Source organism: Streptomyces sp. NPDC013457, from assembly GCF_043089925.1.
Classification (GTDB): domain Bacteria; phylum Actinomycetota; class Actinomycetes; order Streptomycetales; family Streptomycetaceae; genus Streptomyces.
In genome coordinates, this window is record NZ_JBICBL010000010.1 from 245,055 (window position 1) to 258,611 (window position 13,557).

Annotated in this window: 9 protein-coding genes and 1 pseudogene; 5 read left to right on the forward strand and 5 right to left on the reverse strand. The window is 71.5% G+C overall.

What is annotated here, in order from left to right; all coding sequences use genetic code 11:
• The first annotated feature begins 26 nt into the window (after positions 1-26).
• The 3 genes and pseudogenes from ACF1G2_RS26865 to ACF1G2_RS26875 form a co-directional block, all read left to right on the forward strand.
• A complete protein-coding gene (locus ACF1G2_RS26865) occupies positions 27-248 on the forward strand; it encodes a hypothetical protein (protein WP_383223567.1) in 222 nt (73 codons plus the stop codon).
• Between the two features lie 114 nt (positions 249-362).
• Complete coding sequence (locus tag ACF1G2_RS26870) at positions 363-722, forward strand: metalloregulator ArsR/SmtB family transcription factor (protein WP_352187616.1); 360 nt, start codon at positions 363-365, stop codon at positions 720-722.
• Positions 723-811: 89 nt separating this feature from the next.
• Positions 812-2,017, forward strand: a pseudogene (locus ACF1G2_RS26875) (MFS transporter); the annotation flags it as partial.
• Between the two features lie 98 nt (positions 2,018-2,115).
• Here ACF1G2_RS26875 and ACF1G2_RS26880 read toward each other — a convergent pair.
• The 5 genes from ACF1G2_RS26880 to ACF1G2_RS26900 are packed head-to-tail and all read right to left on the reverse strand — an operon-like array spanning position 2,116 to position 9,514.
• Positions 2,116-5,169 carry an alpha-mannosidase gene (locus ACF1G2_RS26880; protein WP_391800733.1) on the reverse strand — a complete coding sequence of 1,018 codons (3,054 nt, stop codon included), beginning with the start codon at positions 5,167-5,169 and terminating at the stop codon, positions 2,116-2,118.
• Positions 5,170-5,201: 32 nt separating this feature from the next.
• A complete protein-coding gene (locus tag ACF1G2_RS26885; protein ID WP_391800734.1) occupies positions 5,202-6,491 on the reverse strand; it encodes a glycosyl hydrolase in 1,290 nt (429 codons plus the stop codon).
• Complete coding sequence (locus tag ACF1G2_RS26890; RefSeq protein ID WP_391800735.1) at positions 6,488-7,342, reverse strand: carbohydrate ABC transporter permease; 855 nt, start codon at positions 7,340-7,342, stop codon at positions 6,488-6,490. Before ACF1G2_RS26890 ends, ACF1G2_RS26885 begins: the two co-directional genes overlap by 4 nt.
• Positions 7,343-7,344: 2 nt before the next feature.
• Positions 7,345-8,217, reverse strand: coding sequence for a carbohydrate ABC transporter permease (locus ACF1G2_RS26895; RefSeq protein WP_391800736.1), 873 nt, complete (start codon positions 8,215-8,217; stop codon positions 7,345-7,347).
• Between the two features lie 4 nt (positions 8,218-8,221).
• On the reverse strand, positions 8,222-9,514 hold the full coding sequence (locus ACF1G2_RS26900; RefSeq protein ID WP_391800737.1) for an ABC transporter substrate-binding protein: 1,293 nt from the start codon (positions 9,512-9,514) through the stop codon (positions 8,222-8,224).
• A 123-nt stretch (positions 9,515-9,637) separates the two neighbouring features.
• Here ACF1G2_RS26900 and ACF1G2_RS26905 point away from each other — a divergent pair, with 123 nt between their 5' ends.
• Positions 9,638-10,669, forward strand: coding sequence for a LacI family DNA-binding transcriptional regulator (locus tag ACF1G2_RS26905; protein ID WP_391800738.1), 1,032 nt, complete (start codon positions 9,638-9,640; stop codon positions 10,667-10,669).
• Between the two features lie 157 nt (positions 10,670-10,826).
• The gene (locus ACF1G2_RS26910; RefSeq protein WP_391800739.1) at positions 10,827-13,265 is read left to right on the forward strand and encodes a discoidin domain-containing protein; all 2,439 of its coding nucleotides are present in this window, start codon (positions 10,827-10,829) and stop codon (positions 13,263-13,265) included.
• Positions 13,266-13,557: the final 292 nt, after the last annotated feature.

The following is a 13,557-nucleotide window of genomic DNA, read 5'->3' on the forward strand; positions in this document are numbered from 1 at the left end:
CTCCCGAAGGGCATACTGGCGGGACGATGACGAACCGATCCGCGCCCCGGCGCCACCTGTCCACCAGCCCCTTCGCGGCTCCCGTCGATCCCGTGATCAAGGAGTTCGCCGTCGGTGACCGCGTCTCCCACGATCGTCACGGCCTCGGGAAGATCATCGGCCAGGAGCCGACGGGTGCGCTGCTCGTCGACTTCGGGGCCTCCCAGGTCCGAGTCCTCAGCCCCTACAAGGGCATGCACAAGCTCTGACAGAGCTCCGAACAGCTTTCACGGACCCGCCCCGGCGCCGCCTGTCGCGCCGGGGCGGTCTCCGTTCCACGCCGGGGCGGCTTCCGTGCCCGTGGCCGTGCCTACGATGGCCCCATGGCTGAACGCGAGGGATCCTCACCTGCGAGCGTCGTGCATCAGCGCACGCCCGGCGCCCCTGAGCTCGCCGCCGCGGCCGGGGTGTTCGCGCTCCTGGCGGACCCCACCCGGCTGCATCTGGTGTGGCTGCTGTCGCGCGCCGAGTCGGACGTCACCGCCCTCGCGGAGGCGTGTGGTGCTGCCCGGCCGGCGGTGAGCCAGCACTTGGCGAAGCTGCGGCTCGGCGGGCTCGTCCAGCACCGCAAGGACGGCCGCCGGGTCGTGTACACGCTCCCGGACGGTCATCTGCGGCGCCTCGTGGTCGAGGCGATCAACCACGCGGACCACCAGGTGACCGGCGAACCCTGGCACGACTGAACGGATCCCTCCGCATATGACATGTGCGCAACTATGCACATGTCCGCTACCGTGGTCACGACCCCCGGAGCCGAACGAGGGCGGGCCTCATGCTGTCCGTGTTGCGTCACCGCACCTACCGCCGCCTCTTCACCGCCCAGCTCGTCGCCCTCGCCGGTACGGGCCTCGCGACCGTCGCCCTGAGTCTCCTCGCGTACGACCTCGCGGGCGCCGACGCCTCCGCCGTCCTCGGGACGGCACTCGCGATCAAGATGGTCGCCTATGTCGGAATCGCCCCCCTGATCAGCGCGTTCGCGGACCGGATACCCCGCCGCGCGCTGCTCGTCGCCATGGACCTCACCCGCGCCGCGGCCGCCCTCGCCCTGCCCTTCGTCACCGAGGTCTGGCAGGTGTACGTCCTGATCCTGCTGCTCCAGGCCGCCTCCGCCGCCTTCACCCCGACCTTCCAGGCGACGATCCCCGACATCCTGCCCGACGAGGACGCCTACACCCGTGCCCTCTCGCTCTCCCGTCTCGCCTACGACCTGGAGAACCTGTTCAGCCCGGCGCTCGCCGCAGCCCTGCTCGTCCTCGTCCCGTCCGGCCTGCTCTTCACGGGTACTGCGGTGGGCTTCCTCGCCTCCGCCGCCCTGGTCGCGTCCGTCCTCCTGCCCACCCCCGCACCATCCGAGCGGACCGGCGGCGCGTACGCCCGGGCCGCCTTCGGCATCCGGCTCGTCCTGGCGACCCCGCGGCTGCGCGCCCTACTCGCGCTCGATCTCGTCGTCGCCGCCGGCGGCGCGATGGTCCTCGTCAACACCGTCGTCCTGGTCCGCGAGGTCCTCGGACGCCCCGTCGGCGAGGTGACGCTCGCCCTCGCCGTGTACGGAGCGGGCTCGATGGCCGCGGCGCTGGTGCTGCCCCGCGTCCTGGACCGGACCGGCGACCGGGCCCTGATGCTCCCCGCGGCCTTCGTGACGGCCGGGGTCCTGGTCCTCCTCCCGGCCCTGCTGGCGGCGGGTCCCGGTCCCTGGGCCTGGCCCGCCCTGCTCGCCGCCTGGCTCGTCCTCGGCGCCGCCACCTCCGCCGTCCTGACCCCCGGCGGGCGGCTGCTACGGCGCTCGGCGGGCAGCGCGGACCTGCCCGCCGTCTTCGCAGCCCGGTTCTCCCTCGCCCACGGCTGCTGGCTGCTCGCCTACCCGCTGGCCGGTTGGACGGCCGCGCGCGCCGGCCTCACGGCCGCCGCCGGCGCGCTGGGCCTCCTCGCCCTCCTCGCGGCCGTCGCCGCCCTACGGCTCTGGCCCCGCACGGACCCGGCCGAGCTGGAGCACCGCCACCCCGAACTGGCCACCGACCATCCGCACCTGGCGGGCGCCGGCCGGTGCCACGTCCACGACTTCCGGATAGACGCCCTTCACCCGCGCTGGCCGGCCCCCGTGAAGCGCAGCGTGACCAGCTCGAACGGGCGCAGGGCCAGCGCCACGGCGCCGTCCTCCGCACGCGCCGTGCCGGGCGGTACGTCGGCGAGCGGCCGCTCCAGCAGGTCGCACACCGTCACCCCGTCCCAGGCGAAGTCGGTGGTCAGGCGCGCCCGCGCCCGGCCGCCCCGGGACTCGTAGACCCGGACCACCACGTCACCGCCCCGGTCGTCGGCCAGCTTCACGGCGCTCACCACGACCGCCTCGTCGTCCACGACGACCAGCGGGGCGACCTCCGCACCCCCGGGGACCCGGCGCTCCGGCAGGTTGATCAGGTATCCCTCACGGACCGCGTCCCCGACCGAGGCGCCCGGCACCAGCGCGTGGCGGAAGCGGTGGACCCCCTGGTCCGTGTGCGGATCGGGGAAGCGCGGAGCGCGCAGCAGGGACATCCGTACGGTCGTCGTCGTACCGCCGTCCTCGGGCCGTACGGTACGGGTCACGTCGTGCCCGTACGTCGACGCCGTCACCACGGCGACGCCCCAGCCGGGCTCCTCGAAGTGGACGAAGCGGTGGTTGCACGCCTCGAACTTGGCCGCCTCCCAACTGGTGTTGGTGTGCGTGGGCCGGTACAGATGGCCGAACTGGGTCTCCGCCGCGTACCGATCCGTGTGGAGGTCGAGCGGGAAGGCCACCTTGAGGAACTTCTCCGTCTCGTGCCAGTCGACCTCGGTGTCCAGGTCGAGCCGCCCCGCTCCCGCGGCGAGCGTCAGCGTCTGCACGGCGCGCGAGGCCCCGAACGACCGCGTCACCCGTACGGACACGGAACGCGGGTCCGCGTCGGCGAGCGTCACCTCGTCCACGCCGGTCAGGTCCGTCACCGTGTTCCGGTAGAACTGGTCGACGTCCCAGGCGTCCCACATGTTCGGGAAGTCGGGATGGATCTGGAGCAGGTTGCCCGCGGCCCCCGGCGCGAGCGTCTCCCGCCCGGCCACCAGGTCGAGCACCGACACCACCAGGCCGCGCCCGTCCACCGTCACCCGCAGCAGCCCGTTGTCCAGGACGAACCCGCCGCCGGGCCGCTCTTCCGCGGTGCAGCCGGACGTGGCACCCGCGGCCACCCTCGCCCCGCCCGCCGGCACCCCCGCGCGCGCGTGCGGGGCCGCGTTGAAGACCGTCTCGCCGCCCTCCGCCGGGTCACCGGCGAGCACCCGCTGCGCCCGGCCGATGATGCCGTTCAGCTCCTCGGCGACCCCCGCGTACGTCCGCTCCGCCTCGCGGTGCACCCACGCGATCGAGGAGCCCGGCAGGATGTCGTGGAACTGGTGCAGCAGCACCGTCTTCCAGATCCGGTCCAACTCCTCGTGCGGATAGGGGACTCCGGACCGCACGGCGGCCGTGGCCGCCCACAGCTCGGCCTCGCGCAGCAGGTTCTCGCTCGCCCTGTTGCCCTGCTTGGTCCGCGCCTGACTCGTCAGCGTCGCCCGGTGCAGCTCCAGATACAGCTCGCCCACCCAGACGGGCGCGTGCGGATACTCCGCCTCCGCCTTCGCGAAGAACTCCGCGGGCCGCTCCCAGCGCACCCTGGCCGAACCCTCCAGATCCCGCAGCCGGGCCGCCTTCGCGACCATCTCGCGGGTCGTGCCGCCCCCTCCGTCGCCCCAGCCCGTCGGAGCGATCGAGTGCCGCGCCCGGCCCTTGTCCTTGAAGTTGCGGACCGCGTGGGCGATCTCCTTGCCCCGCATCGAGCAGTTGTACGTGTCGATCGGCGGGAAGTGCGTGAAGATCCGCGTCCCGTCGATGCCCTCCCACCAGAACGTGTGGTGCGGGAAGGAGTTGACCTGGCTCCAGGAGATCTTCTGCGTCAGCAGCCACTTCGACCCGGCAGCCTTGATGATCTGCGGCAGCCCGCCCGCGAAGCCGAACGTGTCCGGCAGCCACGCCTCCTCGTTCTCGACGCCGAACTCCTCCAGGAAGAACCGTTTGCCGTACACGAACTGACGGGCCATCGCCTCCGAACCCGGCATGTTGGTGTCGGACTCCACCCACATGCCCCCCGCCGGGACGAACCGGCCCTCCGACACCGCCTTCTTCACCCGCGCGTAGACCTCGGGGCGGTGCTCCTTGATCCACGCGTACTGCTGGGCCTGCGACATCGTGTAGACGAAGTCCGGCTCGTCCTCCAGGAGCGCCGTCATGTTCGCGGTCGTCCTGGCCACCTTGCGGACCGTCTCGCGCAGCGGCCACAGCCAGGCCGAGTCGATATGGGCATGGCCGACCGCGCTGATCCGGTGAGCCGACGGCTCGGCCGGCGAGGCGAGCGCCTCGGCGAGACGTGAACGGGCTGCCTCGGCCGTACCGTTGACGTCCTGGAGGTCGATCGCGTCCAGCGAGCTTTCCACGGCCCGCAGGATGTCCCAGCGCCGCGCGCCGTCCACCGGCAGCTCCGCCATCAGCTCCCCGAGCACCTCCAGGTCGATCACCAGCTGCCACACGGTCTCGTCGAAGACCGCCAGGTCCATCCGCGCCAGGCGGTACTGAGGTGCGTCGCCCGCCGTCTCCTTCTCGCCCAGCCCGGTCGGCAGGAAGGGGTGGTAGTCCAGGATCACCGGATTGGACGCGGCCTCCACATGCAGCAGCACCTCCTCGCCCCCGACCGCCGGGTCGGCGATCCGCACCCACTGGTTGCGCGGATTGAGCCCCTTCACCGGCGAGCCGTCCGGCAGGTAGACCAGCCCCTCGCACTGGAAGCCGGGCATGTTCGCGTCGAAACCGAGGTCGATCAGGGCCTCCACCGTCCGCCCCGCCCACGCGTCCGGAACCCGACCGGAGACCGTGAGCCAGCTCGTACCCCAGGGAGCGCCCCACGCCTCGCCCGCCGCGATCGGCGTACGCGGCGCGGCGATCCCCTCGCCCACCGGCACCGGCTCGTCCGGCGCGGTCCAGATCCCCACCTCCAGGGGCACGGACTCCGGATGGATCGCCGGCCGGATGCGCTCCTCCAGGACGCGCTTGAGCCGGGACTCGATCAGGGTGCGGTCGTCATGCATGCCAGTCGCTCCATCACGTAAGAGGGTGGTCGTCAGGGCCTGTCGACGTCGTCGACGGTGACCGTCTCGGTGATCCCGCGTGCGGTGAGATGATCGCGGTCCGACGCCCGCGACGCCAGCACGACGGCCGGCCGCGCGCCGTCCGCGGCAAGCCGCATGAACGCCTCGAAGAACGCCCCGCCCGGCGCGCACGTCGAACGTTTCGCCGCCTCGTCCGGCAGATCGAGCACGAGGGCCGTGGTCCTCGTGCGGGGCCGGTGGGCGAGGCCGCGGAACTCCGCCACGGTGTCCGCGAGCGCCCGCCCGGCCGGCTTCACCGCACCGTCCCCGGTCAACAGGCCCAGGCTGTACTCAAGTTCGGGGAAGTCGGCGAGGGAACGGTCGACGTCGTGCGAGCACCACCAGGTGACGCCCCAGAGGTCCGGACAGTCGAGCGCCGCCGCCACGGTCGTACGGGTGAAGGCCGCGGCCCGCTCGGGCGCGATGTGCGGGGCGGGAGCGCCCACCTCCTGGAGCCACACCGGGCGCCCCGGATCCTCCGCCCAGGCCTTCGACAGCTCGATCAGATACGCGGCGTGCTGCCCGGTTGCGAGGGACTCGGCGCCGTAGCGCTGGGCGGTGCCGTTGAAGACCCAGGAGTGGACGGCCGTCACCGCACCGATCCTGGCCGCGTGGGCGGGTGTGAAGGGGTGCTCGTCCAGGTACCAGGCGGCGTCGTACTCCGCGTGCAGATGCAGCCGTCCGGGAGCCGCCCGTTCGCACTCCGCGAGCATGCGCCGCAGCCAGCTCTCCGCCTCGCCCGGGGTGATCCGGTCCGGATCGGGGTGCGGATCGCCGGAGAACTGGTTGATCTCGTTGCCTAGCGTCATGCCGAGGAAGTTGGGGCGGTCCGCGAGGGCCGAGGCGAGGGTGCGCAGATAGGCGGCCTGGCCGTCGAGTACGTCCGGATCGGTGAAGAGGTTGCGCCGGTGCCAGGTGAGCGTCCAGGAGGGGCGGAAGTCGAAGCTGGAGAGATGGCCCTGCAGCCCGTCCACGGCCACGTCCAGACCCCGTTCCGCCGCCGCGTCCACCAGGGCGACCAGCTGGGCGACGGCGCGCGGGCGGATCAGGGTGCGGTTCGGCTGGAAGACGGGCCACAGCGGGAAGACCCGGACGTGGTCGAGGCCGAGGGCGGCGATCGAGTCCAGATCCCTGCGGGCGGCGTCGAGATCGAAGTCCAGCCAGTGGTGGAACCAGCCCTGGCTCGGCGTGTAGTTGACGCCGAAGCGAGGGGCGGCGGGCAGCGGGGTCATTCTCCCCATCACGTCCTCTGCGTTGGTCATCCCTTGATGGCGCCTTCCTCGACGCCCCGGAAGAAGAACCGCTGGAGCGCGGCGAACACGGCCACGATCGGCAGGAAGGCGATCATGGTTCCGGCCGCGATCAGCCGCGGGTTGGCGGTGAACGTGCCGTCGAGGTACTGGAGTCCCACGGTGAGGGTGTACCGCGCGGGATCGTTGAGCACGATCAGCGGCCACAGGAAGTCGTCCCAGGCGCCGATGAAGGTGAAGATCACGACCACGCTCAGCATGCCCCGTACGTTCGGCAGCCCCACATGGACCAGCCGCTGCCACACGTTCGCCCCGTCGACGAGCGCGGCGGCGTCGAGCTCGGGTGGAACGGCCTGGAACGCCGTGTACATCAGCAGCACGTTGAGCATGGCGATCGCCCCCGGCAGCGCCACCCCGAGCAGGGTGTCGGTCAGACCCATGCTGCGGACCGTCACGTACTGGGAGACGATCGTGACCTCCCCCGGCAGGACCAGAGTGGCGACGAAGAGGCCGAGCACGAGCCGGCCGCCGCGGAACCGCAGCCGGGAGAGGGCGAAGCCCGCGAGGGTGGCCCCGACCACGTTCCCGGCCACGGCGATCGCCGCCACGGTCAGCGAGTTGAGCGCGTACGTCCACACCGGGACGGCGTCGGCGACCTGCGCGTAGTTGGCGAACGTCGGGTCGCGCGGCAGGAAGTCCGGCGTACGGGAGTAGACGTCCTCGCCCGGGCCCTTGAGGGACGTGGACAGCTGCCACAGGAACGGCCCGATCGTCAGCAGCAGGACGACGGCGAGCAGCGCGTACCGGGCCGCCTGCGCGGCCGGGCCGGGGGTCCCGAAACCCCGGGACGCTCGTACGGGCATGGTCAGGCCGCCTTCCGGTTCAGCCGGGCGAGGAGCAGCATCGGGCCGACGGTGATCACGAAGAGCAGCAGGCTCAGGGCGGAGGCGTAGCCGATGTGCCCGGTGAAGCCGCGGCTGTACATCTGGATGAGCATGACCACCGACATGTCCCGGCCGCCCGGGCCGCCCGTGCCGTGGGAGAGGACGTACAGCTCGGAGAAGACGCGCAGGGCGGAGACCGATATCAGGACGGAGACCAGCATCATCGTGGTCCGTACGCCGGGCAGGGTGACGTGCCAGAAGCGGCGCACCGCGGACGCCCCGTCGACGGCGGCGGCCTCGTGCAGCTCGCGGCCGACGTTCCCGAGCGCGGAGAGATAGATCACCATGTAGTACCCGAGGCCCTTCCACACGGTCAGGCCGATGGCGCTGAACAGCAGCAGCCAGCGGTCGGTGAGGAAGTCGACCGGCCGGTCCGTGAGACCGAGGCGGCCGAGCACGCCGTTGAGGAGGCCGCGGTCGTCCAGGAGCCATCCCCAGATCAGGGCGACCACGACGGCGGAGGCGACCACCGGTGTGTAGAACGCGGTGCGGAAGAAGGTGATGCCCGGCAGCCTCCGCTCCACCAGCAGGGCGAGCAGCAGCGGCAGCAGGGTCAGCAGGGGCAGGCAGATGAGCAGATAGACGATGCTGTTGATCAGGGCGTCGGTCAACTGGTCGTCGTTCAGGGCACGTTCGTAGTTGTCGAAGCCCGTGAAGCGGCCGCCGCCCAGCGGTTTGGCATTGGTGAACGACAGGATCACGGTGTTCACCGCCGGCCACAGGTTGAAGACGGCGAGCCAGACGACGGCCGGTCCGGCGAGCAGCCATGGGGTGAACCAGCGCCGGTGAGTCATGTGCTCAGTCCTTCAGCATCCGGTCGGCGCGCTCCACGGCCGTGTCCAGCGCCTCCTTGGAGCTCGCCTGGCCGTTGAGGGCGAGGGCGATCTGCTGGTTGACGACGGTCTTGATCGCGTCGTTGGCCTGGACGGGCTCCAGCATCTTCGCCGTCGCCAATGACGTGAAGGCCGTGGCCTTGGCGTCCCCGGCGTTCGTCCCGTCGCTCCTGCTGAAGAAGGAGTCCGAGGCCGAGGCCTTGGTGGACGGGAAGATACTGGTGAGGTGGGCGAAGTCGGCCTGGTTCTCGGCGTCGGTGACCCAGCGGGCGAGCGCGAGCGCGGTGGCGCGGTTCTTCGTCGCCCGGGAGACCGACAGGCCCTGGACGTACAGCGGCGGTGTCCCCATCGCGGGGGAGGAGACCACCTTGGGCGCGAGGCTGGGGTTGTCGGTGGCCAGTGAGGTGATGTAGTTGCCGCCCGCCGTCGTCCAGGCGGCGGTGCCGGAGGAGAAGAGCTTCGTGTTGCCCGCGTACGTCTCCGTCAGCACGTCCTTGGGCAGCAGCCCCTCCTTGAACGCGGCGCGATAGGTGTCCAGGAGCGCGGCGGCCTCGGGGGTGTTGAAGGTGAAGGACGTGCCGTCGTCGGACATGAGCTTCACCCCGGCGTTGGCGAAGTCCATCAGCCCCGGCTTGCGGCTCATGAGGTAGACCTTCCCGCCGGACTTCGCCTTGACGGTCCTGGCCGCCGTGATCAGCTCGTCCAGGGTGGCCGGCGGCTTCTCCGGGTCGAGGCCGTACCGCGTGAGCAGCTCGGAGTTCCAGTAGTTGACGTCGGTGTTGAGGTACCAGGGATAGCCGTACGTACCGTCGTGGCCCGCGAAGCGGTAGGCGGCGGTGCCGCCCTCGACGTAGTCGCCGTCCAGCTCCGGGTCCGCGCCCGCCACGTCGAGCAGCATGTTCTGCTTCACCAGCGGGAGAGCGAAGTCCGGCGGCAGGTTGACCACATCGGGCAGCGTGCCGCCCGCCGCCTGGCTGAGCACCTTCTCGGAGTAGCCGTCGCCCGGCTGGTCGAGCCACTCCACCTCGACCCCCGGGTGCTTCTTCTCGAAGGCGTCGATCACGCCCTCCATGTACGCGGTGAACTTCGGCTTCAGGGCCCAGGTCTGGAGCGAGACCCGGCCCTTCACCTCGCCCCCGCCGGAGCCTCCGGCGGCATCGCCGTCCGGTCCGTTCGGATCGCCGAGGCCGCAGCCGGCGAGGGTCACCGCGGCGACCGCGGCCACGGCCAGCCGTATCCAGTGGCTGCTTGTGCGCATATGAGAGGTCTCCCGGTCTGTTCTGGCGGACTAGGCAGAGTTACTAAACCGGTCTAGCGATGGGGGACTATGCTCCCGCTACACTCCGCTGTCAAGACAGCGCGCACGAAGGAAGGGTCGCCCGTGGCCAGACCGACGATCGCCGACATCGCCCGCCGGGCCGGGGTGTCCAAGGGCGCCGTGTCCTTCGCGCTCAACGGCAGGCCGGGCGTGAGCGACGCGACCCGCGAGCGCATCCTGCGGGTCGCGGAGGAGATGAACTGGCGCCCCCACAGCGCCGCGCGCGCCCTGGGCGGCGCCCGGGCGGGCGCCGTCGGCCTCGTCCTGGCCCGGCCCGCGCGGACCATAGGCCTCGAACCCTTCTTCAGCCACCTCCTCAGTGGCCTCCAGGCCGGACTCTCCGTGCGCGGTACGGCCCTGAACCTGCTGGTCGTCGAGGACACGGCGGCCGAGATCGAGGTCTACCGGCGCTGGACCTCCGAACACCGGGTGGACGGTTTCGTCCTCGTCGACCTCCAGGTCCGCGACCCTCGGATCCCCGTGCTCGAAGAGCTCGGGGTGCCCACGACGGTGCTCGGCGGGCCCGGACGGCACGGCAGCCTGCCGAGCGTCTGGGCCGACGACCGCGAGGCGATGATCTCGATCGTCGACTACCTCGCCGCCCTCGGTCACCGGCGGATCGCGCACCTCGCCGGACTCCCGGCCTTCCAGCACACCCAGCGCCGGATCCGGGCGGTACGGGACAGCGCCCGGCGCCTCGGCCTCACCGAGGCCGTCTCGCTGCCGACCGACTTCAGCGACGCCGAGGGGGCGGCCGCGACCCGCGCCCTGCTCGCCCGGCCGAAGCGGCCGACGGCGATCATCTACGACAGCGACGTGATGGCCGTGGCCGGGCTCGGCGTCGCCATGGAGATGGGTGTGGCCGTCCCCGGCGAACTGTCCGTCGTCTCCTTCGACGACTCCGCTCTCACCCGGATCGTCCACCCCTCGCTCACGGCGCTCTCCCGCGACACCTTCGCCCTCGGCGAGCAGGTCGCGCGGGCGCTCCTCGCCGTCGTCGACGACCCGGCGGCGGCGCGGGACATCAAGAACCCCACTCCGCGGCTCACGGTCCGCGAGTCCACGGCGCCGCCCGCCCTTGACCCGGCCGACTAAAGCCGTTTAGCCTCCCCGGCGAGACCGCGGCCCCCCGCCGCCCGTCGCACCGCGCACACTCATCGCACCGCGCTCGCCCCGCATCGCCGCACGCTCGTACCGCCGCACCTCCCGTACGCCCAGCACCCCCACCCCTCCCGCTGGACCGGAGTACCGGATGAGACGACATCTCCCCCTGCTGACGGTCGCGGCGCTCCTCGCCGCCCTGCTCGGCCTCACCCCCCTCACCCCCCACACGTCCGAGGCGCGTGCCGCCGCCCCGGCCCGGGCCGCCGCGGCCGGCGACCAGCCCTACGCCTCGTACTGGCACCCCGACACCCTCCTGGACTGGGATCCGGCCACCGACCCCGACGCGCGGTTCAACCGCTCCCGCGTCCCGCTGCGGCCCCGTGTCTCCGACCCGGCGCTCAAGGCCAACGCCAACGCCCGGGCGGGTGAAGGGAAGATCGCCGCGCTCGTCTCGTTCGGTCCCACCTCGAACAACCCCTCGCAGGGCTCCGCCAACCCGCACTACTACGCCTTCGGCCACTGGCAGTACGTCGACAAGCTGGTCTTCTGGGGCGGTTCGGCGAGCGAGGGCCTGATCCTCGCTCCCAACGCGACCGTGATCGACGCCGCGCACCGCAACGGCGTCAAGGTCTACGGCACCGTCTTCTTCCCGCCGACCGCCTATGGCGGCCAGATCCAGTGGGTGCGCGACTTCGCCCGCAAGTCCGGCTCCACGTACCCGGTCGCCGACAAGCTCGCCCAAGTGGCGCAGTACTACGGCTTCGACGGCTGGTTCATCAACCAGGAGACGGCGGGCGGCGACGCGGCCCTCGCCACCGAACTGCGCAACGAGATGCGGTACGCCCGCTCCCTCGGGCCCGTCGAGTTCATGTGGTACGACGCGATGACCGAGTCCGGCGCCGTGACCTGGCAGGACTCGCTGACCTCCGCCAACGACTCGTTCCTGCAGGAGGGTTCGCAGCGGACCGCCGACTCGATGTTCCTCGACTTCGGCTGGAGCGCCGCCGGTCTCGGCTCCTCCCGTACCCTCGCCCGGAGCCTCGGCAGGAGCGAGTACGAGCTCTACTCCGGCATCGACACCGAGGCGAACGGACACAACACCTCCGTCCCCTGGGGATCGGTCTTCCCCGCGGGGCAGCCGCACGTCACGTCGCTCGGCATCTACCGGCCGGAGTGGACCTTCACCTCCTCCACCGGCCGCGCCGACTCCCATGCCCGCGAGGCCCGTTACTGGGACGGCGCCAACGGCGACCCGTCGGACACCACGACGACCTCGGCCTGGAAGGGCCTCGCGCACTATGTCCCCGAGTCGTCCCCCGTCACCGCCAAGCCGTTCGTCACCTCCTTCGGCGCCGGCCAGGGCGACTTCTTCCACTCCGGCGGCGTACGGGTCTCGTCGGCAGGCTGGAACAACCTCTCCCTCCAGGACGTACCGCCCACCTACCGCTGGCTCGTCACCTCCACCGGCTCCAGGCTGACCCCGTCCATCGACTTCTCCGACGCCTACGAGGGCGGGTCCTCGCTGCGTCTGACGGGCACGCTCGACGCCGTGAACACCGTCCGGCTGTACCAGACCAGGCTGCCGGTCGCCGCCGACACGAGGCTGTCGGTGGTCCTGAAGACCCCGGCCGCGGGACCCACCCGTCTGAAGGCCGCGGTCTCCTTCACCGACGCGCCGACCGCCTTCACCACCCTCGACCTCGGCTCGACCACCACCACCGGCTGGGAGCGCAGGAACCTCGACCTGTCGGCGTTCGCGGGCCGGACCATCGCGCAGATCGGACTGCAGGCCGCCGGCTCCACCCCCTCGTACGACATCCGGGTCGGCCAGCTCGCCGTCCACGACGGGGCCGTGGACACCGCCGCCGCCCCGAGCGGGGTGACCGTCCTCGGTGCCACCGACGTGAGCGCCGGTGCCAAGTCCCTGCGGATCGCCTGGACTCCCTCGGCATCCGGCTCCGTCCACCACTACGAGGTCTACCGGCGCAACGCCGACTCCAGCCGTACCTTCCTCGGCGCCACACCCAACGACGCCCTCTTCCTCCCCCGCCTCGACCGCGCCGGTACGGAGACGTCGACGACGCTGGAGGTCGAGGCGGTCTCCACCGAGTACGGCCGCTCGCCCGCCGCGAACACCACCGTCGGCTGGTCCCCGGTCACCGAGTCCAACCTCGCCCTGGGCCGCCCGGCGACCGCCTCCGGCCAGTGCAACGCGAGCGAGACGCCGGCCAAGGCGGTGAACGGCTCCGTCTCCGCCGGCACGACCGACAAGTGGTGCACCACGACCTCGGCCAAGTGGCTGGAGGTCGACCTCGGTGCGGCCCGGGGCGTCGACCGGCTCACCGTGAAGCACGCGGAGGCGGGCGGGGAGGGCGCGTCCTGGAACACCCGGGACTTCACCCTCCAGGTCCGGGGGTCCACCGCCGACCCCTGGACGACCGTCGCGACCGTCACCGGCAACACGGCGGCCACGACGACGCACCCGGTGAGCGCCACGGCACGCTACGTACGTCTGCAGATCACCCGGCCCACACAGACGAGCGACCCCGCCGCACGGATCTACGAGCTCGAGGCCTGGGGGTCTTGACGAGGGAGAAATAAGGAGGAAAATCCCTAATACACCAGAAAACCAGAGCGAGCCGCACCCGACGGCGAAGACGTTCGCCGACCCGCGTGACCCACTCGCTGGCTCTGGCCAGGCCCCCGGCAGATCCTCCCGGAACTCAGGCCTCTCGGCGACGACCGAGACGTCCGAGTGCGGAGACGGACTACCGGGGACTGCATGTGTGGAGCTTCCTCCCCGTGCCCGGCATCGAAGCGGCGCTGACCGGCATCGACGGTGTACTCACTCTCCTGGACATGGTTGATCGTTTCCGCGG

Bases quoted from the DNA above. Each gene is read 5' to 3' on its own strand.
- ACF1G2_RS26865 (WP_383223567.1), top strand. From the start codon at position 27: ATGACGAACCGATCCGCGCCCCGGCGCCACCTGTCCACCAGCCCCTTC.
- ACF1G2_RS26870 (WP_352187616.1), top strand. From the start codon at position 363: ATGGCTGAACGCGAGGGATCCTCACCTGCGAGCGTCGTGCATCAGCGC.
- ACF1G2_RS26880 (WP_391800733.1), bottom strand. From the start codon at position 5,169: ATGCATGACGACCGCACCCTGATCGAGTCCCGGCTCAAGCGCGTCCTG.
- ACF1G2_RS26885 (WP_391800734.1), bottom strand. From the start codon at position 6,491: ATGACCAACGCAGAGGACGTGATGGGGAGAATGACCCCGCTGCCCGCC.
- ACF1G2_RS26890 (WP_391800735.1), bottom strand. From the start codon at position 7,342: ATGCCCGTACGAGCGTCCCGGGGTTTCGGGACCCCCGGCCCGGCCGCG.
- ACF1G2_RS26895 (WP_391800736.1), bottom strand. From the start codon at position 8,217: ATGACTCACCGGCGCTGGTTCACCCCATGGCTGCTCGCCGGACCGGCC.
- ACF1G2_RS26900 (WP_391800737.1), bottom strand. From the start codon at position 9,514: ATGCGCACAAGCAGCCACTGGATACGGCTGGCCGTGGCCGCGGTCGCC.
- ACF1G2_RS26910 (WP_391800739.1), top strand. From the start codon at position 10,827: ATGAGACGACATCTCCCCCTGCTGACGGTCGCGGCGCTCCTCGCCGCC.